The following is an 18,227-nucleotide window of genomic DNA, read 5'->3' on the forward strand; positions in this document are numbered from 1 at the left end:
CCATCGGCCATGGCGCGACAGGAGAGCGGACCGGCAGGCATGACAGACGCAGACAGGACGGACGCCGGCAGGACAGACGCTGGCAGGCGACCCGAGCAGATCCCCGACGCCCGCCGGGCACCGAAGGCGGGCCGGCTGCGGGGCGAGGCCGAAACCCGGCTGGACCCGGATGGCAGCCCCGCCGAACACGCGGCCCGCGGCCGGCAGGCGACCAGCCCGCTTCACATGCCCATCCGCGGCTGGAAGGACATCATCTGGCGCACCGCCCTGCAGGTGATCGACGACCGGGTGGAGGCGGTAGCCGCCGGTGTCGCCTTCTACACTCTGCTGGCGATCTTTCCCGGCATCACCGCGCTGATCTCGATCTATGGCCTGTTTTCTGACCCCTCGGCGGTGGTCGAGCACATCAGGGTGCTGGGCGGCATTCTGCCCGACAGCGCCGTGCAACTGATGGGCGACCAGATGCGGCGGGTGGCGGCACAGCCTCAGGACCGCCTGAGTTTCGGCCTTGCCTTCAGCCTGGGCTTCGCGCTGTGGAGCGCCAATCTGGGCATGAAGGCGATGTTCGACGCGCTCGATGTCGCCTATGGCGAGCGCGAGGATCGGTCGTTCGTGGTGTTCACCCTGGTGACGCTGGGCTTCACGCTGGTGGCCATTCTGTTCACGGCCCTGATGCTGGCGGCGCTGGCGCTGCTGCCGGTGGCGCTGGACCTGCTGCCCCTCGGCCTCGTCGCCGAACAGTTGATCAGCCTGGGGCGCTGGCCGCTGCTGATGGTGCTGGTGGCTCTGGGCACCAGCATTCTCTACCGCTATGCGCCGAGCCGCCGGTCGGCGAAATGGCGTTGGGTCACCCCCGGCGGCTGTCTGGCGACGCTGGTCTGGCTGGCGGGGTCGCTGGGATTTTCCTGGTATGTCAGCAACATCGCCGCCTATGACCGCACCTATGGCTCGCTGGGGGCGGTGGTGGTGTTCATGACCTGGATCTGGATTTCCGTGATGATCGTGCTGGTGGGCGCCGAACTGAACGCCGAACTGGAACACCAGACCGCCTGCGACAGCACCGACGACCCGCAGAAGCCGATGGGCCGGCGCGATGCCTATGTCGCCGACACGCTGGGCCGGCTGCCCTGAACGGTGCCGTCACCGGCGGTGGCGGCCACTCAGAACTCCGATCCGGGCTCGGTCAGGAAGCGGGCCTCGTCGGGGGTGGTGTTGCGGTCCAGCATCGCGTTGCGATGCGGATAGCGGCCGAATCGCCGCAGGATGTCGCGGTGCCGGTATTCGAAATCCAGCGCATTGGCGTCGCCCAGCGCTTCGTACAGCGCCACCGCCTGATCGTGGACCAGCAGGCTTTCTGAATGCATGAACGGCAGATAGACGAACTGGCGGTGCAGGGGCGGCAGGCGCTGATCATGGCCGCGTGCCACGGCTTCCTGCGCCAGGGCCAGCGCCATCGGGTCGGCGGCGAAAGCCCGGGGTGTGCCGCGGTGGATATGGCGCGAGAACTGGTCCAGCAGCAGGATCTCGGCCAGCCGGCCATAGGGCTCGACCCGCCATCCGGCGCAGACCCCCCTGATGGCCCCGGCATGGACGCGGGCGAAGCGGTCACGGATCACGTCGTCCAAGGCATCGCCGGCGCCGAACCAGTCGTCGGGGCCAAGCTCGCCGAACCAGAAGTCGACCACGCGGCCGGCGGCGCCGGGATCGGCGGCCGCGACGTCCTCGGCGTGCAGGGCGGCGGCAATGTCGGTGATCATGTCAGCTCTCCGGGTCGGCAGACGGGATAGGGGCGTGCTGGGATGGGGGCCTGCTGGGATAGGGGCTTGCTGGGATAGGGGTCTCCCATCCTGACCGGGTGGCCGGGTGGAAATCCAGTGGACAATCGCGGGATGTGCACCTGATCCGGTGCCCGCCCGCGGGCGAATGCTCCCAAACAAGGACAAGAATATTGCCCTAATCGAGGCGGAAGTGATTGGAAAATGTCTCATATGCGGTTTTTGCACTGGACACCCCGCGGCCTTGTCTGTAATCGTTCCAATCACGGTGTTATCCATTCGGGTCGCATCGTGTGCCGGATACCCGGTCGACATGCGTGTCGATGTCGGCCATGATGTGGTGAGCGGACGAAGATGCCGCCACCGCATGCCATGCAGCCACTGGCAAATCCACCACGACTGAACATCCAGAACCGGACATCATGTCTCACCAGCCGCACAGCACAGCCACCATCGCACGCCGTCGCGCATCTGCGCGGGCCGTGGATGTTGCGCGTGTCGACGCGCTGCGGGCCGACATGATGGTCATGGCCTCTGGCGGATTTGTCGTCATCCTTCTCGGCCTTGCGCTTTCGCTTCGACTTATCGGCCCCTGAGCGCCGTACCGTCAGCCGCGCGATCAATCGCCGGTGACACACGCTCAGGGGAGAAGAGACAGAACCACATGTCTGGCGACATGATCGCCATACATGTACTGGCGTTCGGACCCGCTGGACCGGGTCTGCCTCTTATCCGAAGCAAGGCTCCTGCCATGACCACCCAGACCAATAACCCCGCCCAGGCCACCAGTCCCGACCGCCCTGGTGCCGCTGCCCATCAGGCCGTGGACACCACCAACGCCACCGCCGTCAATGCCGGCGACCGGGTGGTGATCTTCGACACCACGCTGCGCGACGGCGAGCAGTGCCCCGGTGCGTCGATGACGCTGGACGAGAAGCTGCGCGTGGCCGAGATGCTGGAGCGGCTGGGCGTCGACGTGATCGAGGCCGGCTTCGCCATCGCATCGAACGGCGATTTCGAGTCGGTCTACAAGGTTGCCGAGCGGTCGCGTGAGGCGGTGATCTGCAGCCTGGCGCGCGCGAAACATGCCGATATCGAACGGGCGGCCGAAGCGCTGAAGCCCGCGCGCCGCAAGCGCATCCACACCTTCATCTCCACCAGCCCGCTGCATCGCAAGTTCAAGCTGAACATGGATGAGGCGCAGGTTCTGGAGGCGATCGCCGACAGCGTATCCTTCGCCCGCCGCTTCACCGACGATGTGGAATGGTCGTGCGAGGACGGCACCCGCACCGAACCCGAATTTCTGTTCAAGGCGATCGACGTGGCGATCGCGAGCGGCGCCACCACGATCAACGTCCCCGACACGGTGGGCTATACCGTGCCTGAGGAATACATCGCGCTGATCCGGGCGATCCGCGACAACGTCGCCAATATCGACAAGGCGATCCTGTCGGCCCATTGCCATAACGATCTGGGCCTGGCGGTGGCGAATTCGCTGGCGGCGGTCGCGGCCGGTGCCCGGCAGGTGGAATGCACTGTCAACGGCATCGGCGAGCGCGCGGGCAACGCGGCGCTGGAAGAGATCGTGATGGCGCTGCGCACCCGCGCCGACATCATGGGGGTGCGTACCGGCATCGACACCAGCACCATCACCCAGGCGTCGCAGCTTGTGTCGGCGGTGACCGGCTTCCCGATCCAGTACAACAAGGCGATCGTGGGCCGGAATGCCTTCGCGCATGAAAGCGGCATCCATCAGGACGGAATGCTGAAGAATGCCCAGACCTACGAGATCATGACCCCTGAATCGGTGGGCGTGAACAAGTCGTCGCTGGTGATGGGCAAGCATTCCGGCCGTCATGCCTTCAAGACCAAGCTGAAGGAGCTGGGCTTCGAACTGGGCGACAATGCGGTTGAAGACGCGTTCCGCCGGTTCAAGGATCTGGCCGATCGCAAGAAGACCGTGTTCGACGACGATCTGGTCGCCCTGGTCAGCGACGAGGTGGGCCATGAGGGCGAAAGCCTGAAGCTGGTCGCGCTGTCGGTCGCCTGCGGCATCGGTGTGGACCACAATGCCACGGTCACCATCGAGCAGCATGGCAGCCCCCATTCGGCCAGCGCCGGCGGCAATGGCCCGATCGATGCGGTGTTCGACGCGATCCGCAAGGCGATCCCGCATGAAGCGGTGCTGCAACTGTATCAGGTGCATGCGGTCACCGAGGGCACCGACGCCCAGGCGCGGGTGACCGTGCGCCTGAAGGCCCGCGGCCGCAGCCATGGCGGCACCGGGTCTGATCCCGACACCGTGGTCGCATCGGCCAGCGCCTATGTGAATGCCCTGGCCAAGCTGCTTGAGAAAGCGGCCGATGCCCCTGAAGAGGCGGCCGATCCGGCGATCCGCAGCGCCGCGATCTGACCGCCTGATCCGGCCTTCCCGTTTCGGCACCCCCGCCGGACGGACGGCGCCCGCGGACCGGCCCCCGCCCGGTCCGCGGGCGCCGACGCGTTTGATGCCAAGACACTGAATTGGCGGTTTCAATGCGGGACAGAATGTGGCGTAATCTCGCCGCGTTCGCCCGCCCGCTCGTCAGACGAGTTGCGAGGGCGCCAGCTTCGACGCCGTCGGCCACGTCATCCGGTCGGACGACAGACAGACCAGATCCAGCGAGCAAAGCCAGCTACATGTTCTCGAGCCTCCTCGGCATCCTCTCGGCCGACATGGCCATCGACCTCGGCACTGCCAACACGCTCGTTTATGTGAAGGGCCGCGGCATCGTGCTCAATGAGCCGTCAGTGGTCGCCATCATGAACATCAAGGGCAAGAAGCAGGTTCTCGCCGTCGGCGAGGAGGCCAAGCTGATGCTTGGCCGCACGCCCGGCAATATCGAGGCGATCCGCCCGCTTCGCGACGGCGTCATCGCCGATTTCGAAGTTGCCGAAGAGATGATCAAGCACTTCATCCGCAAGGTGCACAACCGTCGCACCTTCGCGAGCCCGCAGATCATCGTCTGCGTCCCCTCTGGCTCGACCGCGGTCGAGCGCCGGGCGATCCAGGAATCGGCCGAAAGCGCCGGTGCCCGCCGGGTGTTCCTGATCGAGGAACCGATGGCGGCGGCGATCGGCGCCGGCCTGCCGGTGACCGAGCCGACCGGGTCGATGGTGGTCGATATCGGCGGCGGCACCACCGAGGTGGCGGTGCTGTCGCTGGGCGGCATCGTCTATTCGCGGTCCGTGCGTGTGGGCGGCGACAAGATGGATGAGGCGATCATCGCTTATATCCGTCGCAACCATAACCTGCTGATCGGCGAGTCGAGCGCCGAACGGATCAAGACCGAGATCGGATCGGCCTGCCCGCCGGCCGATGGCGACGGCAAGGTGCTGCAGATCAAGGGCCGTGACCTGATGCACGGCGTGCCGCGCGAGATCGTGATCACGGAACGCCAGATCGCCGAAAGCCTGACCGAGCCCGTGGGCGCGATCGTCGAGTCGGTGAAGGTGGCGCTGGAGCATACCGCCCCCGAACTGGCGGCCGACATCGTCGACAAGGGCATCGTGCTGACCGGTGGTGGCGCGCTGCTGGGCAATCTGGACCTGGTGCTGCGCAATGCGACTGGCCTGCCGGTCTCGATCGCCGACGATCCGCTGTCCTGCGTGGCTCTGGGCACCGGCCGGGCGCTGGAAGAGATGAAAAAGCTGAAACACGTTCTGTACGAGCAGTACTGACCGCTCAGAATGCTCACGCGACCGGCCGGTGGTATATCGGCCGGTCTCGTGTCATGCTTGATAGCGAGACGAACCCCTGCTTTGGGGAGATCGGACCGTGAAGCCCTTCGGATATGGCCGCGCCGTGGCCCAACCGCTTCGCCAACTGGCGCACCGTTTTGCCTTCGGTGCGCTGATGATCGGGGCGGTGGGGTTGATGATCGCGACCCGTTTCGATGTCGTGCCGGCAACCCAGCTGCGCACCACGATCGCCGACGCCGCAGCCCCGGCGCTGGAGCTGTTCTCGCGTCCGGTGGCCAGCCTGACCGGCCTGACTGACCGCATCGACGACCTGACCAATCTGGCCGCCGAGAACACCCGGCTGACCGAGCAGAACGAACGCCTGCGCCATTGGGAGCAGGTTGCCCTGCGGCTGGCGGCCGAGAACACCGCGCTCCGGCGCCAGTTGGGTGTGGTGCCGGATCCGGAACAGCGCTTCCTGTCGGCTCGCATTCTGGCCGATACCGGCGGCCCCTTCGTGCGCACCCTGCTGATTTCCGCCGGCGCCCGCGACGGCATGGCCCGTGACGGCATCGCCGTCACCTCGGCCGGGCTGGTCGGGCGGGTGATCCAGGTGGGTGAAACCTCGTCGCGGCTGCTGCTGCTGTCGGACCTGAACAGTCGGGTGCCGGTGACGGTTGAAACCGCCGACGGCACCGGACAGCGGGCGATTCTGGCCGGCGACAATTCGTCGCGCCCGGCACTGGCCTATCTGCCGGCCCATGCCCTGCCGCAGGTCGGCGCGCGCGTCGTGACATCGGGGGAGGGCGGTGTGTTCCCGCCTGGTCTGGCCGTCGGCCGGGTGATGGCCATCGATGACGGCATGGCCCGGGTCGAGCCGTTCGTGGATTGGCGGCGGCTCGATTTCGTGCGCATCCTGCTCGGCACCGAATTCGAGCCGGCGAGGGTTCCGGAACCGTCTCCGGCCCTGCCTGTGCCGCCGACCCCGGCCCCGACCTCCGCGCGCTGAGGATGACGTCCCTGTGACCGTGCCAGCTTCCACGAATACGATGGCCCCATGAAGGTGACGTCGGAGTGACATTGTCCCTCGGTGGCGGCAATGCCGCGGAGACCGGCGGGCTCTGCCGCCGTGGCGGCATGGCGGGCGCGCGGCGATGAACGAGACCCTGCTTCAGAAACTCGACCACTGGGTGCGTGCGGCGGTGCCGTTTCTGGTCAGCCTGGCGCTGGTGCTGATGGCCGCTGCCCCCTGGTATCGGCTGGGCGGCACCGCGATGATGCCCTGGGCGGCCTTGATCGCGGTGACGTATTGGAGCATCTATCGTCCTGACCGGCTGCCTTACTGGGCGGTGTTCATTCTGGGACTGGTCGAGGACGCCATCGGCTGGGGTCCGCTTGGACAGACGGCGCTGGTGCTGCTGGTGGTGCGCGGCATGCTGGTCAGCCAGCGCAAGGTGTTCCGCGGCAAATCGTTCCTGCTGATCTGGGCGGCGTTTGCGGCGGTGGCCTTCGTTGCCTGCGGCCTCGTCTGGCTGACCACCATGATCTATGCCTGGACGGCGCTGTCGCCGGCCCCGGCGATCGCCCAGTGGGCGGCGAGCGTCGCCGCCTATCCGCCGGCAGCCTGGCTGCTGGGCCAGATCCACGCGCTGGCACTGCGCCGGCGCTGATATCCCTGACGTCGCCATGGCGTGCCGGCCCGCCTTGGGCCCGTGCCTGTGATCCCGGCATGATGCGGAAGCCCCGATGCGCGAAGAACAGAACCGACACAGGCTGATCACCCGCCGCACCCTGCTTCTGGGTGGTGCGCAGGTGCTGCTGACCGGCGTGCTGGGTGCCCGCATGTGGTATCTGCAGGTGTCCGAAGCTGCCCGCTATCGCACGTTGGCCGACGATAACCGGATCAGCCTGCGCCTGCTGGCGCCGCCGCGCGGCCGGATCTTCGATCGCGACGGCCGGGTGCTGGCCCTGAACCGCGAGAATTACCGCCTGCTGGTGGTGCCCGAACAGGCAACCAATCTGCAACAGGTGCTGACCAGCCTGTCGGAACTGGTCGATCTGCCCGAGGAGATGCAGGCCCGGGTGCTGCGGGATGCCGAGCGCCGTCGCCGCTTTGCGGCCCTGCCGGTGCGCGACAATCTGACCTGGGACGAGGTCGCCAAGGTCGAGGTCAACGGCCCCGATCTGGCCGGCGTGATGATCGATGTCGGGCTGGCGCGCGAATATCCGATGGGATCGACCATGGCCCATATCGTGGGCTATGTCGGCGCACCGTCGGAGAAGGATCTCGATGGCGATCCGCTGCTGGGACTGCCCGATTTCCGGATCGGCAAATCGGGCATCGAGCGGGCAGCGGACCTGCGGTTGCGTGGCCGGGCGGGTAATATCCGCGTGGAGGTGAACGCCTTCGGCCGTGAGATCCGCGAGTTGGACCGCAGCGAGGGCGTGGCTGGCGACGACGTTCAACTGACGCTGGATGCCGATCTTCAGACCTTCGCCACCGCGCGGCTCGCCTTCGACAGCGCGGCGGCGGTGGTGATGGACATCCATTCCGGCGACATTCTGGCGCTGGCCTCGGTGCCGACATTCGATCCCACCCTGTTCGACCGCGGCATTTCGATCGCCCAATGGACCGAGCTGATCTCGAACCCGCGGGCGCCGCTGATCAACAAGGCGATGGGCGGCCAGTATCCCCCCGGATCGACCTTCAAGATGGTGGTGGCGCTGGCGGCGCTGGAATCGGGCGTCATCTCGCGCGATCACACCGTGTTCTGCCCCGGCCATCTGGATATGGGTGACAACCGCTTTCATTGCTGGCGGCGTGGCGGCCATGGCGAGGTCGGGCTGGTTGAAGCCATCGCCCAGTCCTGTGACGTGTTTTTTTATGACATCGCCCGCCGGGTGGGGATCGATGCGATCGCGGCCATGGGCCAGCGTTTTGGCATGGGCCACCGGCTGCAGATCGGCCTGCCGGGCGAACAGTCGGGCCTCATGCCGACCAAGGACTGGAAGCAGGCGGCGCGTGGGCGTGGCTGGACGCAGGGCGAGACCCTGATCGCCGGCATCGGCCAGGGTTATGTGTTGAGCACGCCGCTGCAACTGGCGGTGATGACCGCGCGCCTGGCCAATGGCGGACGGGCGGTGGTGCCGCGGCTGTATCGCGAGATCGACGATGCCCGCGCGGCAGGGGCGAGCCTGTGGAATGCCGCAGTGCCGATGGCCGATGACGGCAGCGTCGGCGATACGCCGCTGCCGATGCCCGAAAGCGGCCTGCAGATGGCGGATGCGATCGGCGTCGACCGCACCAATCTGGAACTTGTGCTGGAAGGCATGCGGCGGGTGATCAACCATCGCCGCGGCACGGCGCACAAGGCCCGGATCGAGGATCCGGCCTATGCCTTCGCCGGCAAGACCGGCACCGCGCAGGTCCGACGGATCACCCGGGCGGAGCGCGACAGCGGCCGCTATAAATCCGAGGACGTGCCCTGGCTGGAACGCGACCACGCCCTGTTCGTGGGCTTCGCCCCGCTGCACGCCCCCCGCTATGCCTGTTCCTGCATCATCGAGCATGGCGGCAGCGGCAGCGGCGTGGCGGCGCCGGTGGTGGCCGATATCCTGCGGGCCACCATAGCGCTTGGCGCCGAGCGTGATCGGCGCCGGAGCGCTCCGCCCACACCACCGCCATCTGATGCCACGCGCCCGGCCAGCCCCGGCGGCCGGGTGGCCAGCCGGACCGGTGGCGGGACCACCGGGGGAGACAGGATATGAGCCTGCATGACGCCACGGCGCCGGCCCGCCTGACATTGGCACAGCGTATCCGGTCGTTTGGCTGGGGCCTGCTGGTGCTGCTGTCGCTGGTGGCCGGCACCGGCTTCCTGATCCTGTATTCGGCGGCCAATGGCAGCCTGAGCCCCTGGGCCAATGCCCAGATGATCCGCTTCGCCATCGGCACGGCGCTGATGATCGTGATCGGGCTGACCGATCTGAAGCTGTGGCTGAAACTCGCCTATCCGCTCTATGGTCTGGCCTTCGTGCTGCTGGTGGCGGTGGAGATCATGGGTGATATCGGCATGGGCGCCCAGCGTTGGATCGATCTCGGCTTCTTCCAGATTCAGCCGTCCGAGGTGATGAAGATCGCCATCGTGCTGGCGCTGGCCCGGTATTTTCATGGCCGCACCGCCGAGGATATCCGCCGGCCGGTGACCCTGCTGCCACCGCTGGTGATGGTGTTGCTGCCGGCCCTGCTGGTGCTGCGCCAGCCCGACCTTGGCACCACCGGCATGCTTGTCCTGGGGGCCGGCGCCATTTTCTTCGCGGCGGGTGTCCGGGCGTGGAAATTTATCGTGGTGCTGGCGCTGTTCGGCGCCATGGTGCCGGTCGGCTGGACGATGCTGCATCAATATCAGCGCGAGCGCGTGATGACCTTCATGGATCCGTCGCGCGATCCGTTGGGGGCCGGGTATCACATCACCCAATCCAAGATTGCGCTGGGATCGGGGGGCGTCACTGGCAAGGGCTTCATGCAGGGCACCCAGAGCCATCTGTCATTCCTGCCCGAGAAGCAGACCGATTTCATCTTCACCATGTATGCCGAGGAGTTCGGCCTGATCGGCGGTATCGCCCTGCTGATCCTATTCATTTCGGTGGTGATGTATGCGCTCAGCGTGTCGCTGCGCGCCCGCACGGTGTTCGGCCGGCTGGTGGCGGTGGGGGTGGGATCGACCTTCTTCCTGTATTACTTCATCAATATCGCGATGGTGATGGGGCTGATCCCGGTGGTGGGCGTGCCGCTGCCGCTGGTGTCCTATGGCGGCACGGCAATGTTGACCCTGATGATCGCCTTCGGCCTGCTGGCCTGCGTGAACACCCATCGCGATGTCCAACTGCGCCGCCAGCCGGGGCTGGAAGGCTATTAGTCGCGACAGATCAGGGCGTTGGATGGACAGGCCCGACGGCTTGTCGAAAAAACGTCGCAAGCCGCCACGAAAACCTCTTGGCAGCCCCGCCATCGCTTGCTATAAGCCGCCCACCGCAGCACTGCGGGCGCATAGCTCAGTTGGTAGAGCAGCTGACTCTTAATCAGCGGGTCCAAGGTTCGAGCCCTTGTGCGCCCACCAAATTAGAACAAGGGGTTACGCCGGATATGGCGTAACCCCTTTTCTGTGGTCTGCATATCGGTTCGAGCGTTTCGCAGATCCGTGACGCCGGCCTTACCGCACCTGCCGCCGTCTCAGGCGGCGGGGCAGGCGCCAGTTGCGGAACAGGCCGCGTTTGTGCAGCGGCTCGAAGATCGCATCAGGGCCTTCCGGGTCCAGGATCTCGTTATCGGCCAGCCAGATCTCGGTGGCCGAAAGCTCAGGCAGTTCATAGGGCCGCAGGCTGCGGCCCGGCCCGCGCAGATCCTCGATCGCGGCGATCATCGAGCCCAGGGCGTCGTGGCGTTCGGCGACCATTTCGGGCGTCGTGCCCAGATGCTCGGCCAGCAGATCGTTGCGGATATCGGCGATGCTGGCCTGAAGCCCGGCATTGGCGGGAAGGTCGGTGTCGATCACCACGTCGCATTCCGTATCCAGCCGCATCGACCGGTTGTTGAAGTTCGACGAGCCGATCCGCAGATAGCGGTTGTCGACGATGGTGATCTTGGCGTGGACATAGATCGGTGCGCCGCCTTCGGTGTGGGGATGATAGACCTTCAGCCGGCCATGCCGGTCGATGCGGCGCAGCGCCTCGATCAGCCGGGCGCGGGCGGTGTCCATCGCCACCGGCTCCAGCCAGCCATCGGCGGTGACCGGGTTGATGATGATGATTTCGGGCCCGTCATCCTCCACCAGCCGGGCCGCGATGGCGCGCGCCGCGCGGCGTGAGGCGAAATACTGGCTTTCGGCATAGATCAGGTGCCGGGCCCGCGCGATCAGATCCAGATACAGCGCCTCGATCTCGTGCTGCGGCTCCACCCCGTCCATCTTCGGCCGCGTGCGGGCGATGGCGATGTCGACATTGCGGAAGCCGGGCTGCATCGGGGCTGGCCAGCAGTCGACACCATCGTTGACCGGCGGCAGGATTTCGCCCGTGGCCGCCAGCCACCGATCGCGCGCCAGTTCAGCCAGCGCCGCCGCGGCGGGACCGTCGAGCACGCTGGTGGCATCGTGCCAGGGGCCGCGCGGGCGGCCGTCGGGGCCCAGCCGGTTGGGATCGTGATCGTCATGGGCGCGCCGGTCCCAGCGATCGCCGGTCATGTCGATTCCGCCGCAGAACGCCAGACGGTCGTCGATCACCACGATCTTCTGGTGATGGGAACTGGCAAAGGGATGTGCCCCGTCCAGCTTCAGCGTGATGCGCGGATGGATCTTCCAGCGCAGCAGGCTGTAGATGGTGTCGCCCCGGAACAGCGCCTTGAACGCGCCGGTGTCCCAGCGCAGAAGCCGGATCTCCAGCCCAGGCGTGCGCCGGGCCAGCCACAGGATGAAATCGCCGAGCTTCACCGGCCCGTCGGTCGCGGTGGGGCCAAGCTTGATGCGGGCGTCGAAATCCCAGCCGATCAGCAGAATGCTGCGCCTGGCCGACATCATCGCCAGCCTTGCGGCGGTGAAATAGTCGTCGGCGTCGATGATCAGGGCGAAACGGTCGGCACGCTCCACCCGCCAGCAATTGCGTCCGACGTCGAGAAGCGCTGTCTCCGGAAACGCATCCGTGTCCGCCATCGTGCCATATCCGCCTCGTGCCATATCTGCAAGTGTGTGATTGTCCGTCTGGTCAGTGATCGCTGCCATCTACGCATCCCAACAGATCGGCAGGCCGCGACCAAGTGATGACTGCGTGGCATGAATGGGCAGGGGCCGGCACCCGGGTCAATCGATCGGTGTGAGCCCAGCAAAGCAGCCGTCGTGATAGATCAGCGCGGTTGCGGCATCGCGAGCCTTCACGTCGACCACGGCGCCGACCAGCAGCGTGTGGCTTTCAAAGCCCAGGCTGTCGACCAGCCGGCAATCCAGGCTGGCTGCAGCCGGCGCCAGCAACGGCGCGCCGGTCAGGCCGGTCGTCCACAAGCTGTCGTCGAACCGGGCCTCGCCCGTGCGCGACGGGTCGCCGCCGGCGAACAGCCGGGCAAGGTGGCCATGATCGGCCGCCAGCAGATTGATGGTGAAGCGGCGCTGACCCAGGATCAGGTCATGGGCGCCGGCGTTGCGGTTGATGGCGACCGCCAGCCGGGGGGGCTCGGCGGTCAGCGACATCACGGCGGTTGCCGTCAACCCGGCACGGGCGCCATGGCTGCCGGTGGCGATGATGGTCACGCCGCCCGCCAGGCGCCGCAGCCCGGCCCGGAACATGGCCGGCGCCACAGGGGCTGTCTGGGTGGCGTCATCCATGGCGGTAACCTTTCCGGGTGTCGGCGGGGCAGTTGGCAAGGCGGGGCGGCAGGGCGGGACGGCCATCGCCTGCGCCGCCGTGACCTTCCGCAAAGATAGGGTGCACCGGGCCGGCTGTCGACAGTGCCGGGGCTTGATGCCACGCAGTCCACCCCGTGCAGACTACTCTTCGGTTCGCGACACAATCAAAAGATGACCGATTTCGGAAATGATGCCGCAAGTTGCCGCATATCAACGCATGCGGCTTCGGTGTTCGGGCGGCATGCTGGGGACACAAGGCGTCTGTCGCAATCCGCGGTCAGGGCGGCCTTGATCGCCAATCAACCGGGACACACGCAGTATGCCGGATTTTCTTCAGGGCCTGTGGTCGGGCATCCGGGAAACCGCCGACCTCATCGGCCTCACCGTTCTCGCCGCCTATCTGGGCCGGCTGCTCGTCCATGTGGGCGAGGTTCAGCGCGGCCGTCGGCGGTTTTTTTCCAAACATCTCTGGTGGGAACTGGTCGCCGCGGTCGCCATAGGGATGATCGCCGATGGCATGGCCCATCAGCTGGGCCTGACCGGCCCGCCGCGCACCGCGGCCATCGTCACCATCGCCTATCTCGGGCCACGCGGCCTTGAGGAACTGATCGTGCGCCTGATCGCCACACGTCGTGGCGGATAGGGGAGGTGCGATCATGACCACAATCTCCTTTGATTCCGGTACCGCCATTGGTGCCCCTGTGCCAGGGCGGCTGTTTCCGGCCGCACTCGGTATCGTGTTGGCCTGGGAAGGTGGCGGTCAGGTGACCGACGACCCGCTGGACCCGGGCGGTATCACCCGCTGGGGCATCAGCCTGGCGTTTCTGCGCCGGGTCGATCCGCAGGCGAACCCTGCACAGATCCGCAAGCTGACCCGAGACGATGCGGCGGCGCTGTATGCCGCACAGTTCTGGCAGCCCTTGCGCGCCGACCTGCTGCCACCGGCGCTGGCGCTGTTTGCCTTCGACACGGCGGTCAATCTGGGCGTGCCCAGAGCCGCACGGCTGTTGCAGCAGGCGGTGGGCACCGCCCCCGACGGGGTGATCGGCCCACGCAGCCTGAGTGCCGCCGCCGCAGTGGCCGAACGACCGCAGCGCCTGACCGATGCCTTGGGCGAGATGGCCGTGGGGCGCGTGCAGATCTATGTCACCCGTCCGGGATTTCCGCGCTTTGGCCGCGGCTGGATGCGGCGGGTGTTCGACCTTCACGCCCGCGCGCTGGTGTTGACCGGCCCGCGCGGGGTTGAGCGGGAGGCGGTGTGATGACCTGCCGGAGATGGACCACCCTCGCCACCATGGCCATGGTGGCCGGGCTCTCGCCGTTTATGGCCGTATCGGCCATGGCGGCCACCAGCCTCGACCTGACCCCGGCCGAGACCACCGGTATCGACATGCTGGTCACGGTGGCGGCCGGCCTGGTGGCCGATCGTCTGGGCGGTGCCGTCGGTGAGCTTGCCGGTGCCGCGGTGATGGTGGCGGGTGCCTGGGCGCTGGGCCGGATTGCAAGCTGGGCGGGTGTCGCCCGCGACGACCGGGTGCGCGCCTATCTTGAGGCGGCGCTGGAGCGTGCGGTTGATCGGGCGCTGGGTCAGCCGGGCGTGGTGCCGGGCGCAGGCCCGGCCGGGGGCGACATCGCCGAAGCGGCGGCAACCTATCTGCGGGCGACGGTGCCGGATGCCCTGCGCCGGCTGAAGATCGGCCCCGATGCCGTGGAGCGGATGGTCGAGGCGCGACTTGCGCGTCGCCTGACGGCAGGCGATCAACCGTAATCGCTGGCACCGACGATGCGATGCACGGTCAGCACGCTGGCCAGATCGTGATCCAGATCGGCACGCGGATTGAACTGGCGCAGGCACAGCCGCGACGCCGTGCGGCGGACGAACTGTTTGATCAGGCCGCGCGTCGGCATGTGCGGGTCGCCGGTGCGGATCTGAACCACCACGAAACAGCCGGCGGTGATGGGCCGGTTGGGGTTCACATGCACCAGTTCGCCGGCAAAATAGCGCGGTTCCATGCTCTCGCCCTGAACATAGACCGCATAGCCGTTGGCAACACCGGCCAGGATCGGGGGGCGGGCGACATATTCGTTGACGGCACCGTTGAAATCGAAGGCGCCGTCGTCGCCGCCCACCGCCGCGCCGAACACCGGCAGGTCGCGTGGCGCGGCCCCGGTCAGGGTGACCGCATCGGTCGGCACATCATGGCCGGCGGCAGTGCGGCGGGGCCCCGATGCCATATGGCCGGTGGCGGCATAGCCGGCGGGTGGCGCCAGGGGCGATGGCGGTGGCGGCGCTTCGCCAAGTTCTGCGGCCAATCCGGCCGGGTCAGGCATCAACAGGTCGGCGGGCGCGCAATCCAGCGCCCGGGCAAGCCTGCCCATCCATTCGGCTGTCAACCGACGGTTGCCTTTTTCCAGCTTGTTGATCTGTGACGCTTCGGTGCCGACGCGCTGACCAAGCTCCGCCATGGTCAAGCCGCGGCGTTCACGCCACATGCGAATGCGGTTATCCATGGCCAGAAAGTGGTCGATGTGGCCGCAAATTGCAATGGCCAAAACGGACATATTTTGCTTGATCAGATGGCTATCCGTGGTCAATCTGAAGCGACGCAACTGAAACGGGAGGCACTGTCCAATGACCCACAGCTTTGACACCAAGGGCACGATCTATGATATGGAGCGCGACGCCCGATACGCGCCTGGCGCGCAGGACCTGCTCGCGCCTGTCAAGGCGCTGTTCGATGAAGCCATTCACACGTTGCGCCGTCTGCCGCCGGCCGAGCGGCCGATGCGGGCGCGGGTGTCGTGGGATGAACTGGGGCTGGGCGTCGACCGGCCAGCCGGCAGGGGCGTGGCCGCCAGCCGGGGGCCGGCGCCGGGGGCCGCCGAGATATCGCGTCTGGACCTGGCGCTGGAGATCGGCCTGAAGCTGGACCCGCTGCATCGCCGGATCATCTGGGCCCGGGCCGAAGGCCGGCTGTGGAAGGTGATCGCCGGCGATCTGAACCTCGACCGCACGACATGCTGGCGTCACTGGCAGAGAGCACTGGCGCAGGCGGCTCTGGTCCATGCGCTGATCGTGGAGACCGGGCGTTCCACCCGTATGTGACTGCCTGCATGTGCGTGGGATATATGGTGTGACTTCCTGCCATGGCGCCCGCCGCATGGCGCGGATACCGTTGCACTCCGCATGGGCAAGCGGCATGCCAGGGCAGGAGGTCATATGACGACCGTCATCATCAGTCTATGACATTGTCCAGTATGTCGACGATGATGCCGGTCGCGGCGGCCAGAAGCACGATGTCAGAGCCGACCTGCCGCCATTCATAGCCGTCGCGCTGCGGCAGCCGGCCAAGCAGCGGCCCTGGCAACTGCTTCTTCGCAATGCCGGGCGGCAGCGGTTTGCCGCGTGCGTAATTGCGCGCGATCCCCGGTGGCAGCGGCGCCGGCCTGAACAGCGGGTCGTGGCGGTTGATATAGTCGTAAATGATCCGGCGCTCGTCGGTGGTGATGACGTTGAGTGTGATCAGCGAAGACGGGGCATATGATCCGCCGCGGTCATGACCGTGGTCCTTGATGTCGGGGCTGCCCCGGCCAGCCTTGTCCTTGCCGTGCGCCGCCTGCTCCGGGCCGCCGGCTCCATGGCCGCCTTTCGCATGGCCGGGGGGCTGAGCGACTGCAGCACTTGCGGCCAGAATGGCCATAGCGGCAATCATGGCCGCAAAAGACCGTGACCTGTGGTCAGTCATCATCATCATTCCCATCGAAGCGGTCGAACGGACGCGACAGGCGGTCGCCGTCGTCATCATCGTCGTCATCGCCGTAATAGCGGTCGCCATGGCCGTTCAACCGGCTGGGATGCCCGCTTGCGGCCGGAATGACCAGGCTGACCTCCAGGCCGGGAATTGCCGCGATCACGCGTCGGCTGGCCGGCTGGTCGTGGTCGTCATCGGCAATGGCCGGGTTGCCACCCAGCATCGCGGCCAGCGCCGTTCCGGCCGCGGCGGTCACGATGATCCGCCGACGCCGCGTGGCACGACGACCGGCCAGGCGGCGGCGGCTGGCGTTTTCGCAGGCGCGTGGGTGGTGGGGGTCGTCCATCTGTCTGTTCCGTTCCATCAGATCCGGCCGCAGATCTCGGATATGCGGCGTGATCGGATGATCATGCCGCATCCCCGCGCCCGGCGGCTGTGTTCAGCCGATGAACAGGTTGTGACCTTGCCTCGTACAGAAGGTGTCGCACAGGCCGGGGTGCGGATTCAGGGCGTTCAGCCGCCCGCCTTCGCCCAGCCGGCGGCCCGGGCATCGGCTTCGGTGCAGAACCAGCGTTCGCCATCGCTCTCGTTGATCCGGGTCTGCTCGTAAGACCGCCCGCCGGGCAGGTGATACAGCTTGCGGCCATCGCTGGAGATGTTGCCCTTGATCTTGCAGCCGGCGGCGGACCCGGCCGCAGGGGTGGCGGGGGCGGGTGATGCCGGCTTGCGATCGGGGGGTGCTGCCTGCCCGGCGGGTGGCGGCGACAGCTTCACGCCTTTGCGATGATCCCATGGCATCACGAACCGCCCGGACCACAACCCGCGCCGGGCTGTTCGCGCCCCGGCCTCGTCGGGCGCATAGTCGCGGCCATAGGCGGTATAGGCAACGGCCAGCCCCTCGGCCACCATCCGCCGGTTCATATCCTCGCCAGCCACGGCGCAGCGCGCCACCACGCGGCCATAGCGGTCGCGGTCGACAGTGGTACAGGCGACGGTGCGGCCGGACAGCAGCCGGTCGAGCAGCAGGGCCGCGTCGCGCCCGCACCGCCAGGCGCGGTTGTCGGCATCGGCGCAGATCTGGGAGCTTTCCGGCGCATCGATGGCATAGAGCCGGATGCGCTGCCCCTGGATCTCGATGGTGTCGCCATCGATCACGCTGGCGCGCCCGGTGATGTCGGCGGCCTGTGCCGGCCCCGACAGGGCAAGGCCAAGGCTCAGCAGGCACAGCGTCAGGGTGGTGCGGGCGGTCGAAAGCGTGATGCGGGTGGTCGAGGTGGCGACGGACACGATGGCGGGCTCCGGGTCGGGCTGCGCGAAAGACGGCAACTGAACCGGGAGATTATACGGATCACTGTACTTATGGTAGCAACCGTACCGCGAAAATTCGGCACGCGCCATCGCTCCGCGCGCATGCTTTGGTATGTATTCGGGTCGTTGGTGTCTCTTGGCTGAGAAATGGTCGGCCTGTGGCCGCATGCGCAGCCTTGACCATGGCGGCGTGGCGCCACTATAGAGGCTGTCGCGCAATGAGCGCGGCGGGCTGGTTTAGAGCGTCACCGTCGCCTGGGACGGCGTGAGGCGGCCCGTCCTCC

General features: G+C 67.0%; 18 protein-coding genes and 1 tRNA gene. 12 read left to right on the forward strand and 7 right to left on the reverse strand.

What is annotated here, in order from left to right:
• Nucleotides 1-39 precede the first annotated feature (39 nt).
• The gene (locus IEW15_RS09355; protein ID WP_229707959.1) at nucleotides 40-1,131 is read left to right on the forward strand and encodes a YihY/virulence factor BrkB family protein; all 1,092 of its coding nucleotides are present in this window, start codon (nucleotides 40-42) and stop codon (nucleotides 1,129-1,131) included.
• A gap of 29 nt (nucleotides 1,132-1,160) precedes the next feature.
• Here the strand turns inward: IEW15_RS09355 and IEW15_RS09360 are convergent, their stop codons facing one another.
• Complete coding sequence (locus IEW15_RS09360) at nucleotides 1,161-1,757, reverse strand: DUF924 family protein (RefSeq protein ID WP_188577150.1); 597 nt, start codon at nucleotides 1,755-1,757, stop codon at nucleotides 1,161-1,163.
• A gap of 769 nt (nucleotides 1,758-2,526) precedes the next feature.
• On the opposite strand from IEW15_RS09360, the gene IEW15_RS09365 reads away from it, so the two are divergent.
• The 7 genes from IEW15_RS09365 (at nucleotide 2,527) to IEW15_RS09395 (ending at nucleotide 10,612) form a co-directional block, all read left to right on the forward strand.
• Nucleotides 2,527-4,188 carry a 2-isopropylmalate synthase gene (locus IEW15_RS09365; protein ID WP_229707960.1) on the forward strand — a complete coding sequence of 554 codons (1,662 nt, stop codon included), beginning with the start codon at nucleotides 2,527-2,529 and terminating at the stop codon, nucleotides 4,186-4,188.
• A gap of 266 nt (nucleotides 4,189-4,454) precedes the next feature.
• Nucleotides 4,455-5,495, forward strand: a complete 1,041-nt coding sequence (locus tag IEW15_RS09370; protein WP_188577151.1) for a rod shape-determining protein — start codon at nucleotides 4,455-4,457, stop codon at nucleotides 5,493-5,495.
• 97 nt (nucleotides 5,496-5,592) lie between these two features.
• On the forward strand, nucleotides 5,593-6,504 hold the full coding sequence (gene mreC / locus IEW15_RS09375) for a rod shape-determining protein MreC (RefSeq protein WP_188577152.1): 912 nt from the start codon (nucleotides 5,593-5,595) through the stop codon (nucleotides 6,502-6,504).
• Between the two features lie 145 nt (nucleotides 6,505-6,649).
• Nucleotides 6,650-7,165, forward strand: a complete 516-nt coding sequence (gene mreD, locus IEW15_RS09380; protein WP_188577153.1) for a rod shape-determining protein MreD — start codon at nucleotides 6,650-6,652, stop codon at nucleotides 7,163-7,165.
• 76 nt (nucleotides 7,166-7,241) lie between these two features.
• A complete protein-coding gene (gene mrdA / locus IEW15_RS09385) occupies nucleotides 7,242-9,263 on the forward strand; it encodes a penicillin-binding protein 2 (RefSeq protein ID WP_188577154.1) in 2,022 nt (673 codons plus the stop codon).
• Complete coding sequence (gene rodA, locus IEW15_RS09390) at nucleotides 9,260-10,411, forward strand: rod shape-determining protein RodA (protein WP_188577155.1); 1,152 nt, start codon at nucleotides 9,260-9,262, stop codon at nucleotides 10,409-10,411. The genes mrdA and rodA overlap by 4 nt, the downstream gene beginning before the upstream one ends.
• A gap of 125 nt (nucleotides 10,412-10,536) precedes the next feature.
• Nucleotides 10,537-10,612: transfer RNA gene (locus IEW15_RS09395), tRNA-Lys, on the forward strand.
• Between the two features lie 93 nt (nucleotides 10,613-10,705).
• Here the strand turns inward: IEW15_RS09395 and IEW15_RS09400 are convergent.
• Entirely contained in the window at nucleotides 10,706-12,196 is a 1,491-nt protein-coding gene (locus IEW15_RS09400) for a phospholipase D-like domain-containing protein (protein ID WP_188577156.1), read from the reverse strand.
• A 147-nt stretch (nucleotides 12,197-12,343) separates the two neighbouring features.
• Nucleotides 12,344-12,862: a flavin reductase family protein gene (locus tag IEW15_RS09405; RefSeq protein WP_188577157.1), complete on the reverse strand. Its 519-nt coding sequence runs from the start codon at nucleotides 12,860-12,862 to the stop codon at nucleotides 12,344-12,346.
• Nucleotides 12,863-13,202: 340 nt separating this feature from the next.
• Between IEW15_RS09405 and IEW15_RS09410 the strand changes: the two genes are divergently transcribed.
• Genes IEW15_RS09410 through IEW15_RS09420 form a run of 3 tightly spaced genes read left to right on the forward strand, consistent with a single transcriptional unit; the run spans nucleotide 13,203 to nucleotide 14,651 of the window.
• The gene (locus IEW15_RS09410; protein WP_188577158.1) at nucleotides 13,203-13,526 is read left to right on the forward strand and encodes a phage holin family protein; all 324 of its coding nucleotides are present in this window, start codon (nucleotides 13,203-13,205) and stop codon (nucleotides 13,524-13,526) included.
• A gap of 13 nt (nucleotides 13,527-13,539) precedes the next feature.
• Nucleotides 13,540-14,145: a glycoside hydrolase family 108 protein gene (locus tag IEW15_RS09415; protein ID WP_188577159.1), complete on the forward strand. Its 606-nt coding sequence runs from the start codon at nucleotides 13,540-13,542 to the stop codon at nucleotides 14,143-14,145.
• Nucleotides 14,145-14,651 (forward strand): hypothetical protein, encoded by a 507-nt coding sequence (locus IEW15_RS09420; RefSeq protein ID WP_188577160.1) that lies wholly within the window; start codon nucleotides 14,145-14,147, stop codon nucleotides 14,649-14,651. Before IEW15_RS09415 ends, IEW15_RS09420 begins: the two co-directional genes overlap by 1 nt.
• Here the strand turns inward: IEW15_RS09420 and IEW15_RS09425 are convergent.
• Nucleotides 14,642-15,376, reverse strand: a complete 735-nt coding sequence (locus IEW15_RS09425; protein ID WP_188577161.1) for an XRE family transcriptional regulator — start codon at nucleotides 15,374-15,376, stop codon at nucleotides 14,642-14,644. The two genes, IEW15_RS09420 and IEW15_RS09425, sit on opposite strands and share 10 nt — an antisense overlap.
• Before the next feature lie 139 nt (nucleotides 15,377-15,515).
• Here IEW15_RS09425 and IEW15_RS09430 point away from each other — a divergent pair, with 139 nt between their 5' ends.
• On the forward strand, nucleotides 15,516-15,989 hold the full coding sequence (locus IEW15_RS09430; protein ID WP_188577162.1) for a DUF6362 family protein: 474 nt from the start codon (nucleotides 15,516-15,518) through the stop codon (nucleotides 15,987-15,989).
• Nucleotides 15,990-16,119: 130 nt separating this feature from the next.
• Here IEW15_RS09430 and IEW15_RS09435 read toward each other — a convergent pair whose 3' ends face one another.
• From IEW15_RS09435 to IEW15_RS09445, 3 genes are all read right to left on the reverse strand, one after another.
• Complete coding sequence (locus IEW15_RS09435) at nucleotides 16,120-16,584, reverse strand: anti-virulence regulator CigR family protein (protein ID WP_229707961.1); 465 nt, start codon at nucleotides 16,582-16,584, stop codon at nucleotides 16,120-16,122.
• 37 nt (nucleotides 16,585-16,621) lie between these two features.
• A complete protein-coding gene (locus tag IEW15_RS09440; protein ID WP_188577163.1) occupies nucleotides 16,622-16,981 on the reverse strand; it encodes a hypothetical protein in 360 nt (119 codons plus the stop codon).
• Between the two features lie 167 nt (nucleotides 16,982-17,148).
• On the reverse strand, nucleotides 17,149-17,922 hold the full coding sequence (locus tag IEW15_RS09445) for a thermonuclease family protein (protein ID WP_229707962.1): 774 nt from the start codon (nucleotides 17,920-17,922) through the stop codon (nucleotides 17,149-17,151).
• Nucleotides 17,923-18,227: the final 305 nt, after the last annotated feature.

Source organism: Tistrella bauzanensis (assembly GCF_014636235.1).
Classification (GTDB): Bacteria; Pseudomonadota; Alphaproteobacteria; order Tistrellales; family Tistrellaceae; genus Tistrella; species Tistrella bauzanensis.